This window comes from Desulfoscipio sp. XC116, assembly GCF_039851975.1.
In the GTDB taxonomy this organism is placed as follows: Bacteria; Bacillota; Desulfotomaculia; order Desulfotomaculales; family Desulfallaceae; genus Sporotomaculum.
This window is the reverse complement of the sequence record NZ_CP156660.1, coordinates 3,465,486-3,485,122: the sequence shown is the minus strand read 5'-3', so window position 1 is coordinate 3,485,122 and position 19,637 is coordinate 3,465,486. Positions and strand designations below refer to the sequence as shown.

Below are 19,637 nucleotides of genomic sequence, written 5' to 3'. Positions count from 1 at the left end.
TCTCTGGTATTAGGTGAGAAATAGTCTTATTGCATTATAATAATTCAGCCCTTGAATGGATATAGGGGTTCGGAGTATTCAGCGGAGAATAAAAACAAGCAGTTTGTATGCAAGGGGTGCTCATTTTCAGCACCCCTTTATTAAAAAATATATCTGTATTTAACAAAGAAAGGAACTATCAACAAGTGGATGCAATAACTACATTTTTATCCGGGCTAATAGCCAACTACGGAAGTTTTTTTTCCTGGGATGCCATACTGGCGACGGTTACCGACCCGGTGAACTGGGGCATCATCTTCTGGCTGGTTATATTGGAAGGCCTGCTGTCCTGCGATAACGCACTGGTGCTGGCGGTGGTGGTAAGGCGCCTGCCCAAGCATCAGCAGAAGAAAGCGCTGATTTACGGTATTTGGGGCGCTTATTTTTTCCGCTTTTTAGCCATCGGATTAGGTACTTATCTAATCAAAGTGCAGTGGGTGCAGATACTGGGTGCGGGATATCTGCTGTGGATGGCCGGCAAGTACTTTATGTCTAAAAGGCAGGAGACATCTGCTGATGGGGACGAACCAAAAGTACGCAGGGGCGGTTTTTGGGATACTTTCTGGGGTACGGTGGTTACCGTTGAGCTAATGGATATTTCCTTTAGTGTGGACAGTATACTGGCGGCCTTTGCCATGAGCGACCAAATCTGGGTGTTGTTCCTGGGCGGCCTGTTGGGTATCTTGATGATGCGGGGTGTGGCCACCATATTCATTAAGTGGCTGGAAAAATACCCGACCCTGGAATCCGCCGCCTATATTCTGATTGCTTTAATTGGCGCTAAGCTTATGGGGCAGGCCTTTGGCTATCATGTTTCGCATTATGTGCTGTTTGGTGTTATGGCTTCGGTGCTTTTAGGTACTATGGCGCTTCATCACTTGCGCGAAGGTGGTAAAAAAACGGTATGAGTTATTTTAGTTATTTAAGTGATGAACAAAAACAGAGGATATTTTATCTGCCTCCTTGCGAGGGTCCTTTGAACGCCGATAAAAAAACATTGGCTTATGCTTTGGGGGCTGTCTTGTATATGCCCGGCATACACCGCAAAGCTATAAACAGTATAGCTAATGATCAGATACCCGGCCTTATTTCCACTGTGCTCTGCCTTGAGGATGCGGTGGACGACCGGGATGTGGACGCCGCGGAGAAGAACCTGGCCCTGCAGCTTGGAAAACTATATTCTTTAAAGGAAAAGGGGAGCGTGCTCCCCTTTATCTTTATCAGGGTCAGGGACGCCGGGCAATTTAGAAGGATTACCAGGCAATTTGGCCCGGCGCTGGATGTCTTAACCGGGTTCGTATTTCCTAAATTTAAAGCCGCTGCGGGGCGGGATTATTTTGACCACCTGGCGGAAACAAATATCCGGCTGAACAAAACGCTGTACGGTATGCCCATACTGGAGGGCCCCGAAGTAATGTATCGGGAATTCCGGACCGAACATCTTTTAAACATTAAGCAGCTGCTGGACCGGTACAAAGACATTGTTTTAAATGTGCGTATAGGAGCAACTGATTTATCGGGCTTATACGGTCTGCGCAGAAGTCCCGAGCTGACCATATACGATGTAGCGGTGATACGGGATTTTATTGCCGATTTGGTGAATATTTTGGGCCGGCCGGGGGACGGCTATGTTATTTCCGGTCCGGTCTGGGAATATTTTTACTCGGGTTCCAGGGTGTTGAAACCGCAGTTAAGGCAAACTCCTTTTCAGGAACAGTTTGGCAGCGACGGCAGCAAACTCCGGCAGAATCTGCTTTGCCAATACATTGACGGTCTTATCCGGGAGGTAATGCTGGACAAGGCCAACGGTTTAATAGGCAAGACTATTATTCATCCGACCCATTTGCTGCCGGTACAGGCGCTACATGCGGTAACCCATGAGGAATACTGTGATGCCAGGGACATACTGGCCAGCGGCGGCAGCGGCGGGGTTACCAAAAGTATATACAACAACAAAATGAATGAAGCCAAGCCACATACAAATTGGGCTGAAAGAATTATGACGCTGTCCAAAATATACGGGGTGCTCAATGAAAGGTATGACTACACAAGCATTATCTACGAAGGAGAAAAGTTTCAAAATATTGGATAGCTTATCGGTGAGCGTTAAAGTAAGGGAGAATTCTTTTGACTTGCCCCTTGAGGCTGTTTTTTCCATGGCCGCCAGGAATAACCCCAAAAGAAGTTATTTATTTGTCAGCAAACTAATCGGTAAGCACATCCCGGTATACCCGTCAACGCCTTTTGCCGCGGGATTTATTCTGGCGTCCGGACTGGCTCAAGCTCTGGGTTTGCCGGTTGCAAAACATTTGATAAGTGAAGCGGTGGACATGCTGGTATCGAACCGGATGGGTAAGCCGTCGGCATCAAAGCAGTCTTGCTCTCATGCCGCCCGGCCCGGTGAGTTGGGTGCTTCTTTGGAGGAGCGAATTCTTAAGCTGCCTTGCTCCGATGTGCTTTCTAAATTTAATCGGGTGTATCATTTGCCCGGACGGGCTTTGTTTGTCGGTTTTGCGGAAACTGCCACAGCTCTTGGCCATGCCGTGTTCAGCTGCTTTGCCGGTGAGCACCGCTACCTGCATACCACGCGGGAAAATCTGGCGGGCTCATTTGATACTTTATACTTTACTGAGGAGCACTGTCATGCGCCGGAGCAGCGCTGTTTGATCAGCGATATCGACTTGGTAAAGGACAATGAGGTGCTGGTTTTAATAGACGATGAAGTCACTTCAGGCAATACCTGTCTTGATATTATAAAGACTGTCCACGGTAAGTACCCTCAGCCGAAGTATGTGGTTTTAACTATCCTGGATTGGCGTAATGACAAAGCGCTGCAAAAATATAGCCGGGCGGAACAGGAACTGGGTACGCGGATTCAAGTGCTGGCTCTTATGAGGGGCCGTTTTGAGTCTAAAGGTACCTCTCCGGTGCTGAATAATTCTCTTGCTTTTATAGACGGTGCAAACTATTCCGCCGAGGCGGTGCATATGCTGCGCTTGCCCATGACCGCGACCGTGAATGTCCGGGCGGCTGATGCCGGTGGCGGCAAAGCCCGCTATCTTGGATATACCGGGCGGTTTGGCCTGGATGGGCGGCAAAACAATCGTTTACATGATGAAGCCCGGGTATTGGGTCAAAGATTAGCCCGCCGGAGGGAGGGCAATAAGACGCTTTGTCTGGGCACCGGTGAATTTATGTATTTACCTTTTCTCGTCGCCGGTTTTATGGGCGAGGGTGTTTGGGTGCAGTCAACCACCCGCAGCCCGGTGCATCCCCACCTGAGGGAGGATTACGGAGTTAAATATGCCATAACCTTTGAGGACCCTATGAGGTCCGGTGTGCCAAACTTTGTTTATAATATACCTCCGCATACTTATGATGAGGTATTTGTATTTTGGGAACGCAAGGTGCTGCCCGGGCAAGTTGTCCCTTTGGTGCGGGCACTAAGGCAGGCCGGTATACCTAATATTACTTTTGTTTATTTTTGCGACTGATTGATTAACCGGGAGGTGATCCGCTATAAGTTGCAATACTTCAGCCAAAGATGGCGGCCCCAAGGCACAGCCGAACAGCACTCTGATAAATAGCCGTATCTCTCCGCTTATTCCCGACCCGGCCCCTCTGGGCAGCTACGCGGCTTGCGATGTGGTATTCCTGCTAAAGGACATTGGCCCATACGTGGAGGAAGAAGATAATGAGGTCAGGGAAAGGGCGATGCAAAGCGGTCGGCATTATTCTGAAATGCTGCCCATCGAGTACCGGCCCACCCATGAATATATTGACCTGTTTCATAAATCGCTAAAGGAAACGGGCCGCCGGCTGGCGCTGGCTGCGGCTATTGTATCCGAGCAGATTGTGCGCGGGCGTGGCCGCCGCGTGGTGCTGGTGTCCCTGGCCAGGGCCGGCACACCGGCGGGGGTGCTGATTAAAAGGTATCTGCGGCGTTTTTGCGGGCTTGATGTCCCGCATTACAGTATTTCCATCATTCGCGACCGGGGTATTGACCAAAACGCTATTATTTATATTTTGCAAAGACATCCGGATTGCAGTATCCAGTTCATTGACGGATGGACGGGCAAAGGTGCTATTACCGGGGAATTAATTAGCGCTGTGGAGGACTTTGAACAGAAGCACGGCGTCGGGCCGGGTGTATTGGTCAGGGATATTGCTGTACTGGCTGATCCGGGCTGCTGCGCCAATATTTTCGGCACCCGTGACGACTTCTTAATTCCCAGCGCTTGTCTTAATGCCACGGTATCCGGTTTAATGTCCAGAACGGTCTTGCGGGATGATTTGGTCGGTCCCCTCGACTTTCACGGTGCTAAATTTTATCGGGAGCTAATGGAGGAAGACCTGTCCAATTATTTCGTGGATAAGGTGGCCGGTTATTTTACGGATGTGCGGGACCAGGCCCGGCGGATGTTGCAGGAAAATCCGGCGTTGGGTATGGACAAGGCTCCGGCTTGGCTGGGCAGGCAAGAAACGGCGCGTATCCAGGCTGAGTTTGGCATTAAAAACATTAACCTGGTCAAACCGGGGGTGGGAGAAACTACCAGAGTGCTGCTGCGGCGGGTGCCGTGGAAGGTGCTGGTTAAAGATATCAATAATGCTGATATTAAGCATGTACTTCTGTTGGCCCGGGATCGCGGGGTACCGGTGGAGGAATATTCTCAAATGAGTTATTGCTGTTACGGGCTGATTAAGCCGATGAGGGACAGGCCATGATATTCGCCAGTGATCTTGATCGCACATTGATATATTCCCAGGCCTTTGTTAATGATTATCCTGCTCCGGTAAAAGCGGTGGAAACCGGCGATTATTACTCCTATATGACGGAAAGCGCGGCGGAGTTGCTTAAGGATCTGGCCGGTAGATTGCTTTTCGTGCCCTGTACCACAAGGACGGTGGAACAGTACCGGCGCATTGGTTTCTTGCAGAATGAGCTGCGGTGCCGGTATGCCGTCACCAGTAACGGGGCGAATCTTCTGGTGGATGGTGCGCCGGATGCCGCTTACCGGTCCGACATGCTAAAGGCGCTGGCTCATAACTGTGCGGCGGGTATGGATATTTTACAAGGTTTCGGCCGGCTGTCCGGGGCCGGCTGGGCCGGTGCCATGCGGCACGCTGATGAGGCTTTCTATTATTGTATTGTAGAGAGGGATAATGTGCCGTTGGACGAACTGGCTGAATTTAGCGACTGGGCGGCTAAACAGAATTGGCACGTATCGTTGCAGGGCCGTAAGCTTTACCTGGTGCCCCGGGCGGTCAATAAGTGGTCGGCGCTGCAAAGGGTGCTTGAAATGGCCGGTGACGACAAAGTGGCTGCAGCCGGGGATTCTTTATTGGACTTGCCGCTCGTTCAGGGAGCCGACTATGCTATATCCCCCGCGCATGGCGAATTGTATGAGCAGTATGGCGGCTATCAGCTCGATTTACATGCACGATCACAATCACAGTCACAATCACAGTCACAGTCACAATTACAGTCACACAAACGCTCCCAGTGTTATCTGAATCCGCATCCCAAGTGTTGGCGCCGGGTATTTACGGAGTCCTTTACGGACTTGCCGAACAACAAGCAAGGTGCTTGTTCGCGCCGACATTGGATATTTACCGAATCCTCCGGTTTAGCGGCCGGTGAGGAGATTATAAAAACAGTGATGCAATTGTTGCGGCCAATCGAATAGCTGATAAAGCATAACTTAAATTTGCCGGGCACTTTGTCATAACTTGAGAGAGCTTTTAGAGTGCCGGGCTCTGAAGGAGAATATTATGAAATACAGCATACTCTGTCAGGGCGCTTTTCCCTTGCTTCAGGTAAATCTTCAGCAGGGCGAAGTAATTAAGGCGGAATCCGACGCTATGGTGGCCATGTCCACCGCTATTGATGTGGAAGGTAAGCTGGATGGGGGTTTATTGGGCGGTCTCAGCCGCATGCTGGCGGGGGAGAACTTTTTCTTTCAAACCCTTACGGCCCGTCGGGGGGACGGCGAGGTGCTTTTGGCTCCATCCATACCGGGGGATATTGTCGATGTTGAGCTGGACGGCTCCTACAGCCTGCTTGTGCAGAAGGACGGCTTTTTGGCCGGTGCCGCGGAATTACAGGTGTCCACTAAAATGCAAAACTTAACCCAGGGCATCTTTTCCGGGGAAGGTTTCTTTGTGGTTAAGGTTAGCGGCAAAGGGATGGTGTTTGTCAACACTTATGGCAGCATCCATATCATAAATCTCGAACCGGGCCAGGAATATATAGTGGATAACAGTCACCTGGTAGCTTGGCCGGATTATATGCAATATACCATTGAGAAGGCATCCAGCGGCTGGATATCCACCTTCACCTCGGGTGAAGTGGCGGTTTGCCGGTTCAGGGGACCGGGGCCGGTGATTATTCAGACCAGAAACCCGCGGGGATTTGGCAGCTGGATACGCAGGTTTATACCAACTAAGGGCTCTTAGTCTATGTTAAAAATTTAATTAATGAGGTGATGATGTTGTCTCTAACTGTGATGAGGGGACAGAAAACGGATATTACCAAAAAGCACCCCGGCCTTTCGGAAATTATAGTGGCTTTGGGTTGGGCAACTTCTGCCGGAGCCATTGAAATAGACGCCGCTGCTTTTATGCTTCAGGGTAACGGCAAATGCCGGGGAGACGAAGATTTTATATTTTACGGCAACCCCAATGGCCGCAATGGTGCCGTAAAGGTGCAAACTGCCCGGGTGCCGGACAAAGCAAGCATTAAGGTTAATTTGCCCGCGGTTCCTCCGGATGCAGCCAGAATTGCGTTTACGCTGACTATTTATGAAGGTCCTCAAAGGGGGCACACCTTTGGGCAGGTTTCCGGCGCGTACATAAAGGTTACCAATAACAGCAACGAAGAATTGATCAGGTTTAATATGGACAGCGGCTTTAATGCTGAAACTGCTATAGTGGTGGCTGAATTGTACCGTCATCAGGGTGAATGGAAGTTTAACCCGGTTGCTATGGGCTACCACGGTGGCCTGGCCGCACTGTGCGGAGGTTTCGGCATTGAGGTGGCCGAGCGGTCGGCTGATTCGCGGGCCAACTCGCCGGACAACCCTCCGGCTGGTCCATCGGGAAATCCACCGGGCCAAAAGCCGGCCGGGCCGCCGCTTAATATGTCAGCCGCACCGCGGCCGCAGGCAGCCGGACAGCCGGGGCAAAGGATTAACCTTAGTAAAATTGAGTTAAAGAAAAAGGGCGACAAAATAAATCTGGAAAAGAAGGCCGGCAACAAATTAGGGGAAATATTAATCAATCTGAACTGGAATCAGCAAAAACAATCGACCGGTTTATTGGGTTCGATCTTTGGCGGTGGCGGCGGTGGGGTTGACCTGGACCTGGGCTGCCTGATTGATATGCGAGATGGTCAAAAGGGCGTCATCCAAGCTCTCGGTAAATCCTTTGGGTCATATCACAGCTTTCCTTATATCGCCCTGGATGGAGATGACCGGACGGGGGCGGTGTCCGGTGGTGAAAACTTGAGGATAAACGGCGATTATATTGCGGATATCAAGCGCATTCTTGTCTTTGCCTATATTTACGAGGGTGTGGCCAACTGGGCTCAGGCCGACGGTATAGTTACCATTAAACAGCCGGGCGGCCCCGATATTGAAGTGCGGCTGGACGAGCATGACAGGCGCAAAATTATGTGCGCCATTGCTCTAATAGAGAACGTGAACAATGAAACCTTCAGTGTGGAACGCCAGGTGCGCTATTTTTCCGGGCACCGGGAAATGGACGGTGCTTATAACTGGGGATTGCGCTGGAAAGCCGGCCGCAAGTGATGTGGAAGGGATAAACGGTTGGGCAAAGACTATCAGGCCATCTATGCCGGGGCCCTATGGCTTGGCTATAAGGCTTGGGCTGAGTTGATTCTAGGAGAAATATCTGTGATAATTGGTGATGCTTAACGTGTTATCCTAATGGGTTTATGTTTTGTATCGACTTAAAAATTTATGGCATATGATGGAAAATGGTCAATGGGTGCAGTATAATAAATATTAGGTGATAAGTCTGAAAGAAATTCTTTTATGCCGTTTTGTGCCTTGAGCGAAGCGAAAGGAATGGGAATAATTATGGATATTAATCTGGTAGCTAAAAAGATAACCCCTGTTTTGCGGCGATATGGGGTTGAAAAGGCGTCCATTTTTGGTTCATATGCCAGAGGGGAACATAATGCAAACAGTGATATTGATATATTAATACAATACTCCCCAAGAGTAAGAAAGTCCCTTCTAACCCGCATCAAACTTAGGGACGAATTAATGGAAATTCTTCAAAAAGACGTTGATTTAGTTACGGAAAAAGCATTGTCCCCCTACTTAAGGGATATCGTGATGAAAGAAAAGAGGGATATTCTTTGGTAGGGAAAAAAGGTGATTTATTTTATCTAAAACACATTTTGGAGGGTATTGAGTTTATTGAGCAATATATTCGTAATATTAACTTGGAAGAATTTTTAATAACCGTTAAAACTCAAGACGCTGTAATTAGGCGAATTGAAATTATTGGGGAAGCTACAAAAAAAATATCTCCGATAACCAGGAAATCTTATCCGGAGGTGCCATGGAAGCTTATGGCCGGAATGAGGGATGTATTAATCCATGACTATTTTGGTGTAGATATTGAAGAGATTTGGGAAACTTGTCGATATGATTTGCCTTTATTAAAGAAACAAATTAAGAAAATAATGCGTAGTTTTTTATAAAAACTTATCTATATAGTCTAAGCGATAGTCCGCACGATTTTTTAGTATCTTAAAAATCTTAATGCGCTGGGTAATTGCTATGGTAAACACCAGTGCAGTTACCAGTGCCGTGCAAATGATTTCAGTCATATCCAACCACCTGCCAGTATGAATTTCTCTTACTATATTCATATAGTTGACAGAATGAGACAAGAAACACTGTTTAAAATATTCCAGGGGCATGGTCGTCCCGGCCGTGCCCTTTTAGTATATAAATCAAAGAAAAGTGGAGATAATGCTCAATATAGGGTTATTACCGCGGGTTTTGGGCACTAACACGATTTGCCTTTAGTGCACTGATTGAATACTATCAGGTTATAAATTAGCACTCGCTAGGATTGAGTGCTAACAATGGCTGAACCAAAATAAAATAAACTAAAAAAGACAGGCAGGGGGGTACAATATATGGCTGCTGAAGCTGATGCCAAGCAACAAAAGAAACTGGAATTCCGGGCAGAGGTAAAACAACTGCTGGATATTGTGATTAATTCACTTTATACCGACCGGGAAATTTTTCTGCGTGAACTGGTATCCAATGCCGCTGACGCGCTGGAAAAATTAAGATACCGGACTATTACCGATAAAGATGTGGCAGACGCGGATTTGCCGCTGGAGATAACCATAGAAGTAAACGAACAGGATAAAACTCTTGCTATCAGTGACACGGGTATTGGTATGACCAGGGACGAACTGGTGGAAAATTTGGGCACTATCGCCCGGTCGGGCTCCAAAGCTTTTTTGCAGCAGCTGGCCGAAGCGGAGCAAAGGGACTTAAACTTGATCGGCCAGTTCGGGGTGGGCTTTTATTCATCCTTCATGGTGGCCAAGCGCGTGCGGGTGCTGACGCGCTCTTTTGTGCCCGGTGAGGAAGGCTGCGAGTGGCTTTCCGACGGGCTGGGCAGTTACTCGATCAGTGAGATGCCGGACCTGGCGCGGGGTACTAAAATAATACTGGAGCTTAAAGAGGACGCTGCCGAATTTGCCTCTCCCGATACTATTAAACGTATTATTAAACGCTATTCCAGTTTTGTGTCCTTTCCTATCATCCTGGGTGGCGAAAAAGTCAACACGGTACAGGCTATCTGGGTGCGCAACAAAAATGAAATCAAGGACGAGGAATACACCGAGTTTTACAAGTTTATCGCCAATGGGTATGACGAACCCTTTTACCGGCTGCATTTTTCAGCCGATGCCCCCCTGGCTATAAACGCGCTGCTCTTTGTGCCGCAGGAGAACTTGGAGCGCTTTGGCTTTGGTAAAATTGAGCCCGGGGTTTCCTTATACTGCCGCAAGGTGATGCTGCAGCAAAACGCCGAGGGGTTGTTGCCCGAGTGGTTGAGGTTTGTCAAAGGCGTGGTGGACAGCGAGGACATTCCCATTAATATTTCCCGGGAGACCATGCAGGACAGTGCTTTGGTGGCCCGGCTGCGCAAAGTGCTTACCGGACGTTTTCTCAAATTCCTGGGCGAACAGGCCAAGACCGACCCGGATAAATACAGCGAGTTTTGGAAAAAGTTCGGTATTTTCCTGAAGGAGGGCGCGGCTTCGGATTATGCGTACAGCAAGGACATTGCGCCGCTGCTGCGCTTTGAATCTTCTAAATCCGAGCCCGGCAGATACATTTCTCTGGATGATTACCTGGCCCGGATGCCGGAAAAGCAAAAGCACATTTACTATGTCAACGGGCCGACCCGGGAGATTATCGAAGCCGGGCCGTACCTGGAGGCTTTTAAAATAAGGGACCTGGAGGTTATTTACACTCACGAGCCCGTGGATGATTTTGTGCTTACCAATCTGGCTCAATATAAGGACAAGAAGCTGGTGTCCGCCGATCAGGCCGAGCTGGAGCTGCCGGAAACAGAAAAGGAGACGGGGGCGGCGGATGAAGCTCAAATTGAGGGGCTGGATTTGAAAAATTTACTGGCTTTTATGAAACAAGCCCTGGGGGATAAGGTTGGCGAGGTGCGGGAATCCAAGCGCTTGGTAGATAGCCCCGCGGTGTTGATCAATATGGACGATGGCATGACCAGCAGCATGCAGCGGGTGATGCAGGCGCTGCACAAGGACATGGGGGGGCCGGGGCTTGGCCGGAAGGCACTGGAAATTAACCCCGGGCACAAACTGATCAAGGGACTGGAGTCCCTGCGCCAAAAGGATGCTGACTTTGCGACCCTTGCCGTTGAGCAAATTTATGATAATGCCCTCATTGCTTCGGGATTGCTTACCGATCCCCGTGACATAGTGGACCGCATGTATCGTATACTGGAACGGGCATTGGAAGAATAAGCGGGCGACGAAGATATGTAAACTTTAGAGGTGCTTGAATTAAAAGCGTATTGGGGGAAAAATATCAAACAGATTCTGTTAAAAAGTTGTACTATATTTAGCGGTATTATTCTCCGGTCAGTTGCGGGGTTTACTGCAAAAAACAGCCGAATTAGGGCTGTTTTTTTGCTCTTTAGTATCAGGTGGTGAACCTCCTCCGGGACGAGCCCGTGGGTTTTCAGATGCAGGTTTTTATAAAAGTTAAAAGAGGTGAGAAAAGGCGGAATAGGTAGGGTATCTAATGTCTAAAGATTGAAAGGTCCAAGGATTTAAAAGTTGGGGAGCCCGGGTGAATGTTTTTTGGCAATTCGGTTAAAATAACATTTGCGCATGTTTTAATGTAATAATATGGTGTGAGCAGGTAATATATGCGACATTTCGGTTTAATGGATATAATCCCCGGTAAAAGGGATATTTAAAAAATATAGTATCTTGTAAGACATGGAGGAGCATCATGATCGAATCAAAATTCAAACGACTGCCTAAACATATAGGAGTAATTCCGGACGGGAACAGAAGGTGGGCGCAGGGCAAAGGTCTGCCCAAGCAAAATGGCTATCAGCAAGGGTTGGACCCCGGCATGATGCTGTATGAATTATGCGTGGAATTGGGTATTCCGGAGCTTACTTTTTACGGGTTCACGCAGGATAACACCAAACGTCCGGCTGTGCAGACCAGAGCTTTCCAGAAGGCCTGCGTAGATGCTGTGGATATGCTGGCTCATCGAGACGCGTCGCTATTGGTCATCGGTGATTATGCATCCCCCCTTTTCCCCCCGCAGCTGCTGGAGTATAAACAGAGAAAAACCTTTGGCCGCGATTTAATTAAAATTAATTTTCTGGTTAACTACGGGTGGAAGTGGGACCTGCATCATTTCCTGAGTGAAGACTCGGCGGATGATAGCGCAAGTGCAAAACGTAATGTTTTACAGTCTATTGCGTCCCGGGATGTTTCCCGTATTGATTTAATTGTACGCTGGGGGGGGCGGAGAAGGTTAAGCGGATTTTTACCCGTTCAGTCAATATACGCGGATTTTTACGTGGTGGATGACCTGTGGCCTGATTTTCAGAAAGAACACTTTTACGATGCCCTTAAGTGGTACGAGACCCAAGACATCACCCTGGGTGGCTAAGTGTGGCAAGGCTTAAGATTTTTTAAACCGGAGGAAATTTGAATAATCCGGCTAAAGTTAACTTATAATCCGCAATGAAGGGAAAAATGAAAGGAAAAATGATGTATGGCTGCCTGGAAAGAACGCGGCAATGAAACAATATAAAGTTAAGGGAGTGTCGCAAAACTACTTTCTTAGAATAGCGAACGACGCTCCCTCTGTATTTTAGAACAAAAAAATATTGCATAACGAACTAAATAATTCGTTGTGCAACAGCCCCTTAATTTATTTTTAACTTAATGCTAAAACAACAGTAATGGGCTTTTAACAATCATCCCTTATATTATACTTAGTTAAAAAAAGGTGAGGGGGATTAAGATGATTAAGAAAGCAAAATTGATCAGCGTACTATGTGGTTTGGCACTGTTGGCAGCCGTGGTGGCGGGCTGTGGCGGACAGGCCGGTCAGCAGGGTGAACAGGGCCAGGAAGAGGAGCAGGGCGGTGCAAAGGGTTCTATCACAGCGGTGGGCTCATCCGCACTGCAGCCGTTGGTTGAAGAAGCGGCGGCTCAGTTCATGGCTGGTAACACCGAAGCACAAATTGTCGTGCAGGGCGGCGGCAGCGGCACCGGCTTAAGCCAGGTGGCCTCGGGCGCGGCTAATATCGGTAACTCCGACGTATTTGCGGAAGAAAAGCTAACTGCTGAAGAAGCGGCTCAGCTGGTGGATCATAAGGTTTGCGTAGTGGGTATGGCCGCGGTGGTTAACCCCGATATAACAGTAGAAGATGTAACCCAGCAGCAGTTAATTGATATTTTCACCGGTAAAATTACTAACTGGAAAGAACTGGGCGGACCCGATGTGAAAGTTCAGCTGGTCAACCGTCCCAGCAGTTCCGGCACCCGGGCCACCTTCAAAGCTTTTGCCTTGAAAGGTGCTGAAGAAGCTAAAGGTATTGAACAGGATTCCTCAGGTACCGTCCGTCAGATTATCAATGAAACCCCCGGTGCAATCGGCTACCTGGCTCTGTCCTATCTGGATGACAGTGTGAAAACGCTTAAGCTGGACGGCGTTGAAGCGAACCAGGAGAACATTTGCACCGGCAAGTACCCGGTGTGGGCGTACGAGCACATGTATACCAAGGGAGAACCAACCGGGTTGGCCAAGGACTTTCTTGATCAAATGCTGTCCGATGAAGTGCAGAACAACCTGGTTGTTGAATTGGGCTACATCCCGGCTACTGAAATGAAGGTAGAACGGGACGCTCAGGGCAACGTAAGCAATATATAAATCAGGCCGGACAAGGGAAGCAAGGGGGAAAGGTTCTCCTGCTTCCCATGTTCTGCTGTTCGGAGCGCGGGGAAACTTGGGGACGGCAAAACAGTGAAATATACTTCTGTCCCCTGGCATCCTAAAATGAAAGGAACGGTTATGTTTTAATGAACTGGAAACTGTTTTTTGACAGGGCGGGACGTGGCTTAACTTTGCTCTGTGCGGCATTGGTGATTTTACTAACCATTTCTATAATTTACTTTATTAGCTCCAAAGGATTGGCTACCTTTTTTGTCAATGGAATCAGTCCCGGGGAATTTCTATTTAGTGATCAGTGGCTGCCGGAGCGAAGTTTAAGTGAGGGCGGACCGCAGATGGGTGCCGCTGCTTTCATCATCGGTTCGCTGCTGGTATCTTTGCTGGCGGTGGGTATCAGCGCTCCGCTGGGTATTATTGTAGCGGTGTTTATCGTGGAAATTGCCCCGGGCTGGGGGCAGCGGGTGCTGCAGCCCGCGGTTGAATTATTGGCCGGCATTCCGTCGGTAGTGTACGGCTATATCGGACTCAGTTTGCTGGTGCCCTTTATCAGGGTTTATTTCGGCGGTGGGGGTTTTAGCCTGCTGGCCGGTTTTTTAGTGCTGTCGGTGATGATATTGCCTACTATCATCAGTGTGTCCACGGATAGCCTGCGTGCCTTGCCGCTGGAATACAAGCATGCCTCTTATGCCCTGGGTTCCACACGCTGGCAGACTATTCGCATGGTACTAATACCGGCGGCCCGTTCGAGCCTCATTACCGCTGTGGTGCTGGGCATGGCCAGAGCCTTTGGTGAGGCGCTGGCAGTGCAGATGGTCATCGGCAATACCCGGGAAATACCTACATCCATATTAAGCCCCATGATGACCATGACCAGCGCCATTACTATGGATATGGGAGCCACCGTCATGGGTACCACCTGGAATAACGCTCTTTGGTCGATGGGCTTGCTGTTGTTGTTAATGTCTCTGTTCTTTATATTAATTATCAGGCTTGTAGTGAGAAAGGGGGCTGTCCAATGAACTCACTGGCTAAGGATCGCATGGCTACGGCCATGTTTTGGGTGGCCGCCGGCTTGGTCTTGCTTATATTGGGCACATTAATCGGCTATATTTTTTACCACGGTTTGAAGTCCGTGGATTGGCAGTTTATTACCTCTCCGTCGCAAAATATCAGGGCGGGCGGCGGCATTGGCCCGCAGATTTTTAATTCTTTTTATATTTTATTTCTCACCATGGCTATTTCCGTGCCCATTGGTCTATTGGCCGGGATTTACCTGGCTGAATACGCCGGGCGCAGCCCACTGGCCGAAGCGGTGCGGGTGGCCATTGAGACATTGACCTCACTACCCTCCATTGTTGTGGGCCTGTTTGGCCTGCTGCTTTTTGTCAATGCCACGGGCTGGGGTTACTCACTGATGTCCGGGGCGCTGGCTTTAACGGTATTTAACCTGCCTTTTTTAGTACGGGTTTCGGAAGAGTCCATTCGTGGTGTATCCCGTGAATTGGCCGAGGGCAGTCTGGCCCTGGGTGCCACCCACTGGCAGACCATTTGGCGCATTATTATGCCCAGTGCCTTTCCCGCTTTACTAACAGGTATCATTATTACCTCGGGGCGTGTCTTCGGTGAGGCGGCGGCCTTATTATATACCGCCGGTATGAGCAGCCCGGCGCTGGATTTTACGAATTGGAATATTTTTAGCGGCACATCTCCGCTAAACCCTTTCCGCCCTGCGGAAACACTGGCGGTACACATATGGAAGGTCAACTCGGAAGGTATCATCCCCGATGTGCGGCGCGTGGCGGACGGTTCGGCAGCCATGCTGGTGATGGTGGTGCTGGCTTTCAATTTCGGTGCCCGCTCGCTGGGCCGCTACATCCACAGGCGTTTGACAGCCGCTTAATCCATGGGAAGGGAAGCACGGGGACAGTTCCGCTGCTTCCTTTTTTTATCGGAGAAGGCCCTGGTAAGCGGTTCCATTCGTTCCGTTTTTAGTATGCGTCAACGCATGCGAAAAGTCGCAGCCCGGAGACGATATTGTTGCTATTGTTTATTTACAAGTGATATCAAAGAGAGGGAGTATGTGCATCCATGCTGGCAATTCCGGCTAGAATCATGGCTGGGTTGGCCGGATTTAAATCCGGTCGGCCGGTCAATTGTCTGGGAGATAAATTAGGATTTCAGTACAGAATACTTATACTAATGGTTTCCTTACTGTTAGCTGTACTGCTTATGCAAGGATTTTCAACATATCTTGTGAGTAAAGATTTGCTGCAGCTTTATAACGATGAAATGTTAATTAACTCGGCTAAAAATGTAGCCGAAAAAATCGATCTTTACTCTTCCGCGGTGAATAGCGCGGAAATCATGCGTAAAACCAATTACTTGGTTAAAGCTGAACTGACTGCATTTGCCTCTCGGGGCACTCCCGTGCAGATTTTTATCCTGGACCACTACGGCAAGGCTGTACTGGCAACCGATAAAACCAACTCCTTGCCGGAGAAAACATTGAAACAAATATTAAATGCTCGCAGCGGCTTAGCTGAAATGTGGGGTAATGGACGGAAATACAGGGTTGCCTATCAGCAAATACCGGGCCGCAACTGGGTATATGTTATTAAACTGGCGGAAGCTGACTTTTTGCAGCCGGTTATATATCTGCGCAATATAATATTGGGTCTTGGTGTGGGGGCACTGGTTGCGGCATTTTTGATTTGCCTTAGGCAAGCACGTAGATTTACCGGGCCTTTGGATGATTTATGCAGTGTCATGGCTCAGGCCAGCAGGGGCGATTTATCCGTCAGGGCGCGGGAGAAAGGGGTAGGGTTGGAGTTTAAAGTGCTGGGGCAAAGCTTTAATAATATGCTGGGGCAGTTGGGGGGCATGATCAACCAGTTTCGTGACGCTGAGCTAAGCCTGCTGGGTACCAGCAAAAAAATGCGGCTGGTATCTCAAAGCCAGCTGGAAATCGCTGCCGCGACGGAATCCCGAGCTGTTTCCATTAATGAAGTAATGGTTTCGGTAGCCGGTCAAGTTGCCCGGGCGGAAAAGGCCAGCGGCGAGATGATGAGCTCCGCCGAACAAAGTGTGTCCGCATTAAAAACCGTATTTGCTAAAATCGGAGACAATATGGAAACCACATCCAGGGGCGCTATTACGATGCAGCAATTGGTTGATAATATACATAAAATAAATGAAATACTAACTGTAATAAAGGATATTTCCCAACAAACCACGCTTTTGTCCTTTAACGCCTCCATAGAGGCGGCCAGGGCAGGGGAAATGGGGCGGGGATTTGCAGTTGTTGCAGGTGAGGTGCGCCGGTTGGCCGACGATACTGTCGCAGCGACAGAAAAAGTGGGCCGGATTGTTGAGGATATACGTGAGCAAGGCTTAAAAGTGCAAGAACATGTAAATGCCGCCGGTAAAATGGTCGAGGAAGGATCCACGGCTACTGTAAAAGCGCAGCACGCCTTGGACGGCATTCTTGACCGGGTCAATATTACAGATGGTTATATTGCGGAAATATCACATCAAACTAATGAAGTTGCTGCAGGCATTAGCCAGATTGCGGCAACCATTCAGCAAATGGCCGGTGTTGGAAGTGAAACTGGCGAATCGGAATTTTCAGCCCGGCAAATAGCCGACTTGGCCCGGAAGCTGGCTGAGCTGGCCGAAAAAATAAATGAGCATTTAAGTAAATTTAATTCGGTTTAATAGGGGGAATAGGACAAACGGAAGCAAAGTGTCGGTCCTTTGCTTCCGTTTCCAATATGTAATTTGATGCCGGCTTTAGATTTTGCCGCACGTGCATGTGTATATACCAATAAGCCATATATCCAAGCCTTGCATGGCCAATAAATATGATCAATGAGTATGACCGATTCGAGGCCGTAGGGCGGAAAATGTTGTTTAGATAATGAAACTGATATATGAAGGGGCAGGCGGGAATAGCAGGGGCAGCCGGGGATAGCGATAAACAGCGGGGATGAAACTGGAGCAGGCGGCAAGGCGGTGCGGATTGCCGGGAATAGGGGCGGCATGGGATTGCACAGATTAAAAGGATTTCTCGTTCCCCTACCTATCCTTAAAACGGTAGCCAATTCCTCTGATGGTTTCAATAAATTGAGGATTCGCCGGATCAGGCTCAACTTTTTGCCTCAGGTACCTTATGTGTACGTCCACGGTTCTGGTTTCACGTACGCTGTCAAATCCCCATACTTTTTCCAATAACGCATCTCTGGTAAAGACACGTCCGGGGTTGGCAGCCAGTAAATTTAGTATTTCAAATTCTTTGGGGGAAAGTTCCACTCGTTTTTCGTCAATGTATACTTCGTAAGCTTGTGGTCTGATGCGGAGATTGTCAAAAACCAAGTCGGTTTCCTTGTGAGACTGCGTTACTTGCTCGTCCTTTTGCATTACTCGTCTGAGGTTAGCTTTTATCCTGGCCAGAAGTTCCCGTATGCTGAATGGTTTGGTTACGTAATCGTCGGCGCCTATTTCCAGTGCGACAACCTTGTCTATTTCTTCATCTTTGGCGCTTAATATGATAATGGGTATATCAGAGGTGCTTGCGTTAAATCTTAATTGCTTGCATACTTCAATGCCGTCCTTACCCGGCAGCATGATATCAAGGATGATCAGGTCGGGTTTGGCTTCTTCTGATATGTGCAAAACATCAAGACCGTTTTCGGCGGTAAAAACCGTATATCCTTCGCGTTTTAGATTATATGAGATCAGCTCCAGTATGTTTTTCTCATCATCCACTACAAGTATTTTCAAGCTCATGCAGGCACCTTCCCAATACTAATAAATGTTGTATATATTAATAATAAAACAATGTTGTAAAGGTTTGATTTTAAACTATTTAAGAATTAGTTAAGTTAATGTAAACCTTTTATAGTTCACGAATACACTTTTTTTTTATAAAAATGCTCCTTCTTTGGATAGTTCCTCATCTATTTGGCGATTACCGGGCGGCTGATGCTTATGACTAATGAGAATAGCTTGTCACGCATAACCAAACCATATATTGTTATCCCCGCTCTTCTTTATTTCCGCGGACTTTCCATTTTTTATGCACAGTTTATCCATAATTATTGGGCAGACTAAAGTTAACGCAGCAGAGGTAAAACTATTGCGTAATAAACGAAGGAAGGAGGTGAAACAACCTGTTTTTTGCAGTCTCACAATTGCAATAAAGCAATGCAACTGTCAAGATTGATAATGTGGGAGATGAGCATTATAGGCAAGTTATCCGGAACACAGGCAAAGCTATAATTTAACAGTTGCATGCTGTGAAACTGCCTCCTGTCTTTGGCCCTTTGGCTATTAGTTGGCAGGGGTAAAACCTGGATAAACAATTTGTTTAGGTTTTAAGAAAACAGATGTGGCTATGCAGAAGAAAATATTGCTTTTAACCGTTGCATTACTTTTGGTATTTGGCATTGTCCAGGTAGCTGCGGCTGCCGGTGTCGGTTGGTGTGACGGCCCGCGTATGCTGAATAATTGTAACCGGGCCGGCTTTGCGGAAGCTTTAAATCTTACCGACCAGCAAATTGCTAAAATGCGGGAAATTAATCAAAACACCTATACCCAAACCCGTGAGCTGCGCATTAAGTTGATGGATAGTATGCATGAATTAAAACAGCTGCAGCTGCAGAAAAACCCGGACAAAACTCAGGTAGACGCCAAGATCAAGGAAATAAATGATCTGCGTGAAAAAATCAAAGGCATTGCTCAGCAGAGCAGGGAGCAGTGCCGGTCTTTACTCACTCCGGAGCAGCAGGCCAAGATGAACGAGCTTAAAGGTAAAAAAGGCTCCGGTTTCAGGGGCGGTCCGGGAGCCGGTAATACGCAGTAATTATTTGTTTTAGAGTAAAGGGGGCGACTTGGCCCCCTTTATATTTTGCTCACTTGCGGTAAGTTTCTGTCTGGCGCCCTGTGGTTTTTTTAAATGATTATTGGCTGAAGTTATGATTAACCTAACCCTCACTTTGCTTGATTCGTTTTAATGCTTTGTTAAAAAGTACAAAAGAATGAGATGGTTTTTGTGTATACTCACAAAGGCCTAATATGCCAGCG

Annotated in this window: 18 protein-coding genes; 16 read left to right on the top strand and 2 right to left on the bottom strand. The window is 48.2% G+C overall.

Annotation, left to right across the window (positions count from 1 at the left end; genetic code table 11):
* Window positions 1-185 precede the first annotated feature (185 nt).
* From ABDB91_RS16500 to ABDB91_RS16460, 9 genes are all read left to right on the top strand, one after another.
* Window positions 186-947, top strand: coding sequence for a hypothetical protein (locus ABDB91_RS16500; protein ID WP_347488773.1), 762 nt, complete (start codon window positions 186-188; stop codon window positions 945-947).
* Entirely contained in the window at window positions 944-2,131 is a 1,188-nt protein-coding gene (locus tag ABDB91_RS16495; protein ID WP_347488772.1) for an HpcH/HpaI aldolase/citrate lyase family protein, read from the top strand. Before ABDB91_RS16500 ends, ABDB91_RS16495 begins: the two co-directional genes overlap by 4 nt.
* The gene (locus ABDB91_RS16490) at window positions 2,079-3,533 is read left to right on the top strand and encodes a phosphoribosyltransferase family protein (protein WP_347488771.1); all 1,455 of its coding nucleotides are present in this window, start codon (window positions 2,079-2,081) and stop codon (window positions 3,531-3,533) included. Before ABDB91_RS16495 ends, ABDB91_RS16490 begins: the two co-directional genes overlap by 53 nt.
* Window positions 3,534-3,558: 25 nt before the next feature.
* Entirely contained in the window at window positions 3,559-4,764 is a 1,206-nt protein-coding gene (locus ABDB91_RS16485) for a cysteine protease StiP family protein (RefSeq protein WP_347491632.1), read from the top strand.
* Window positions 4,761-5,726 carry a hypothetical protein gene (locus ABDB91_RS16480; protein WP_347488770.1) on the top strand — a complete coding sequence of 322 codons (966 nt, stop codon included), beginning with the start codon at window positions 4,761-4,763 and terminating at the stop codon, window positions 5,724-5,726. Before ABDB91_RS16485 ends, ABDB91_RS16480 begins: the two co-directional genes overlap by 4 nt.
* Before the next feature lie 85 nt (window positions 5,727-5,811).
* Window positions 5,812-6,495, top strand: a complete 684-nt coding sequence (locus tag ABDB91_RS16475; RefSeq protein ID WP_347488769.1) for a TIGR00266 family protein — start codon at window positions 5,812-5,814, stop codon at window positions 6,493-6,495.
* A 29-nt stretch (window positions 6,496-6,524) separates the two neighbouring features.
* Window positions 6,525-7,847, top strand: coding sequence for a TerD family protein (locus tag ABDB91_RS16470; protein WP_347488768.1), 1,323 nt, complete (start codon window positions 6,525-6,527; stop codon window positions 7,845-7,847).
* Between the two features lie 291 nt (window positions 7,848-8,138).
* On the top strand, window positions 8,139-8,429 hold the full coding sequence (locus ABDB91_RS16465; protein ID WP_347488767.1) for a nucleotidyltransferase family protein: 291 nt from the start codon (window positions 8,139-8,141) through the stop codon (window positions 8,427-8,429).
* Window positions 8,423-8,770: a DUF86 domain-containing protein gene (locus ABDB91_RS16460; RefSeq protein ID WP_347488766.1), complete on the top strand. Its 348-nt coding sequence runs from the start codon at window positions 8,423-8,425 to the stop codon at window positions 8,768-8,770. The genes ABDB91_RS16465 and ABDB91_RS16460 overlap by 7 nt, the downstream gene beginning before the upstream one ends.
* Here the strand turns inward: ABDB91_RS16460 and ABDB91_RS16455 are convergent.
* Complete coding sequence (locus tag ABDB91_RS16455; RefSeq protein ID WP_347488765.1) at window positions 8,765-8,899, bottom strand: hypothetical protein; 135 nt, start codon at window positions 8,897-8,899, stop codon at window positions 8,765-8,767. The two genes, ABDB91_RS16460 and ABDB91_RS16455, sit on opposite strands and share 6 nt — an antisense overlap.
* Before the next feature lie 315 nt (window positions 8,900-9,214).
* On the opposite strand from ABDB91_RS16455, the gene htpG reads away from it, so the two are divergent.
* The 6 genes from htpG to ABDB91_RS16425 all read left to right on the top strand — a co-directional run bounded on the left by htpG (window position 9,215) and on the right by ABDB91_RS16425 (window position 17,270).
* Window positions 9,215-11,095, top strand: coding sequence for a molecular chaperone HtpG (gene htpG / locus ABDB91_RS16450; protein ID WP_347488764.1), 1,881 nt, complete (start codon window positions 9,215-9,217; stop codon window positions 11,093-11,095).
* 493 nt (window positions 11,096-11,588) lie between these two features.
* A complete protein-coding gene (uppS, locus tag ABDB91_RS16445) occupies window positions 11,589-12,266 on the top strand; it encodes a polyprenyl diphosphate synthase (protein ID WP_347488763.1) in 678 nt (225 codons plus the stop codon).
* 357 nt (window positions 12,267-12,623) lie between these two features.
* Window positions 12,624-13,535, top strand: a complete 912-nt coding sequence (locus tag ABDB91_RS16440) for a phosphate ABC transporter substrate-binding protein (protein WP_347488762.1) — start codon at window positions 12,624-12,626, stop codon at window positions 13,533-13,535.
* A gap of 149 nt (window positions 13,536-13,684) precedes the next feature.
* Window positions 13,685-14,575: a phosphate ABC transporter permease subunit PstC gene (pstC, locus tag ABDB91_RS16435; protein ID WP_347488761.1), complete on the top strand. Its 891-nt coding sequence runs from the start codon at window positions 13,685-13,687 to the stop codon at window positions 14,573-14,575.
* Complete coding sequence (gene pstA / locus ABDB91_RS16430) at window positions 14,572-15,456, top strand: phosphate ABC transporter permease PstA (protein ID WP_347488760.1); 885 nt, start codon at window positions 14,572-14,574, stop codon at window positions 15,454-15,456. The genes pstC and pstA overlap by 4 nt, the downstream gene beginning before the upstream one ends.
* Before the next feature lie 188 nt (window positions 15,457-15,644).
* Window positions 15,645-17,270, top strand: a complete 1,626-nt coding sequence (locus ABDB91_RS16425) for a methyl-accepting chemotaxis protein (RefSeq protein WP_347488759.1) — start codon at window positions 15,645-15,647, stop codon at window positions 17,268-17,270.
* Between the two features lie 360 nt (window positions 17,271-17,630).
* Here the strand turns inward: ABDB91_RS16425 and ABDB91_RS16420 are convergent, their stop codons facing one another.
* A complete protein-coding gene (locus tag ABDB91_RS16420) occupies window positions 17,631-18,341 on the bottom strand; it encodes a response regulator transcription factor (RefSeq protein WP_347488758.1) in 711 nt (236 codons plus the stop codon).
* Window positions 18,342-18,948: 607 nt separating this feature from the next.
* Here ABDB91_RS16420 and ABDB91_RS16415 point away from each other — a divergent pair.
* The gene (locus ABDB91_RS16415; RefSeq protein WP_347488757.1) at window positions 18,949-19,416 is read left to right on the top strand and encodes a Spy/CpxP family protein refolding chaperone; all 468 of its coding nucleotides are present in this window, start codon (window positions 18,949-18,951) and stop codon (window positions 19,414-19,416) included.
* Window positions 19,417-19,637 lie beyond the last annotated feature (221 nt).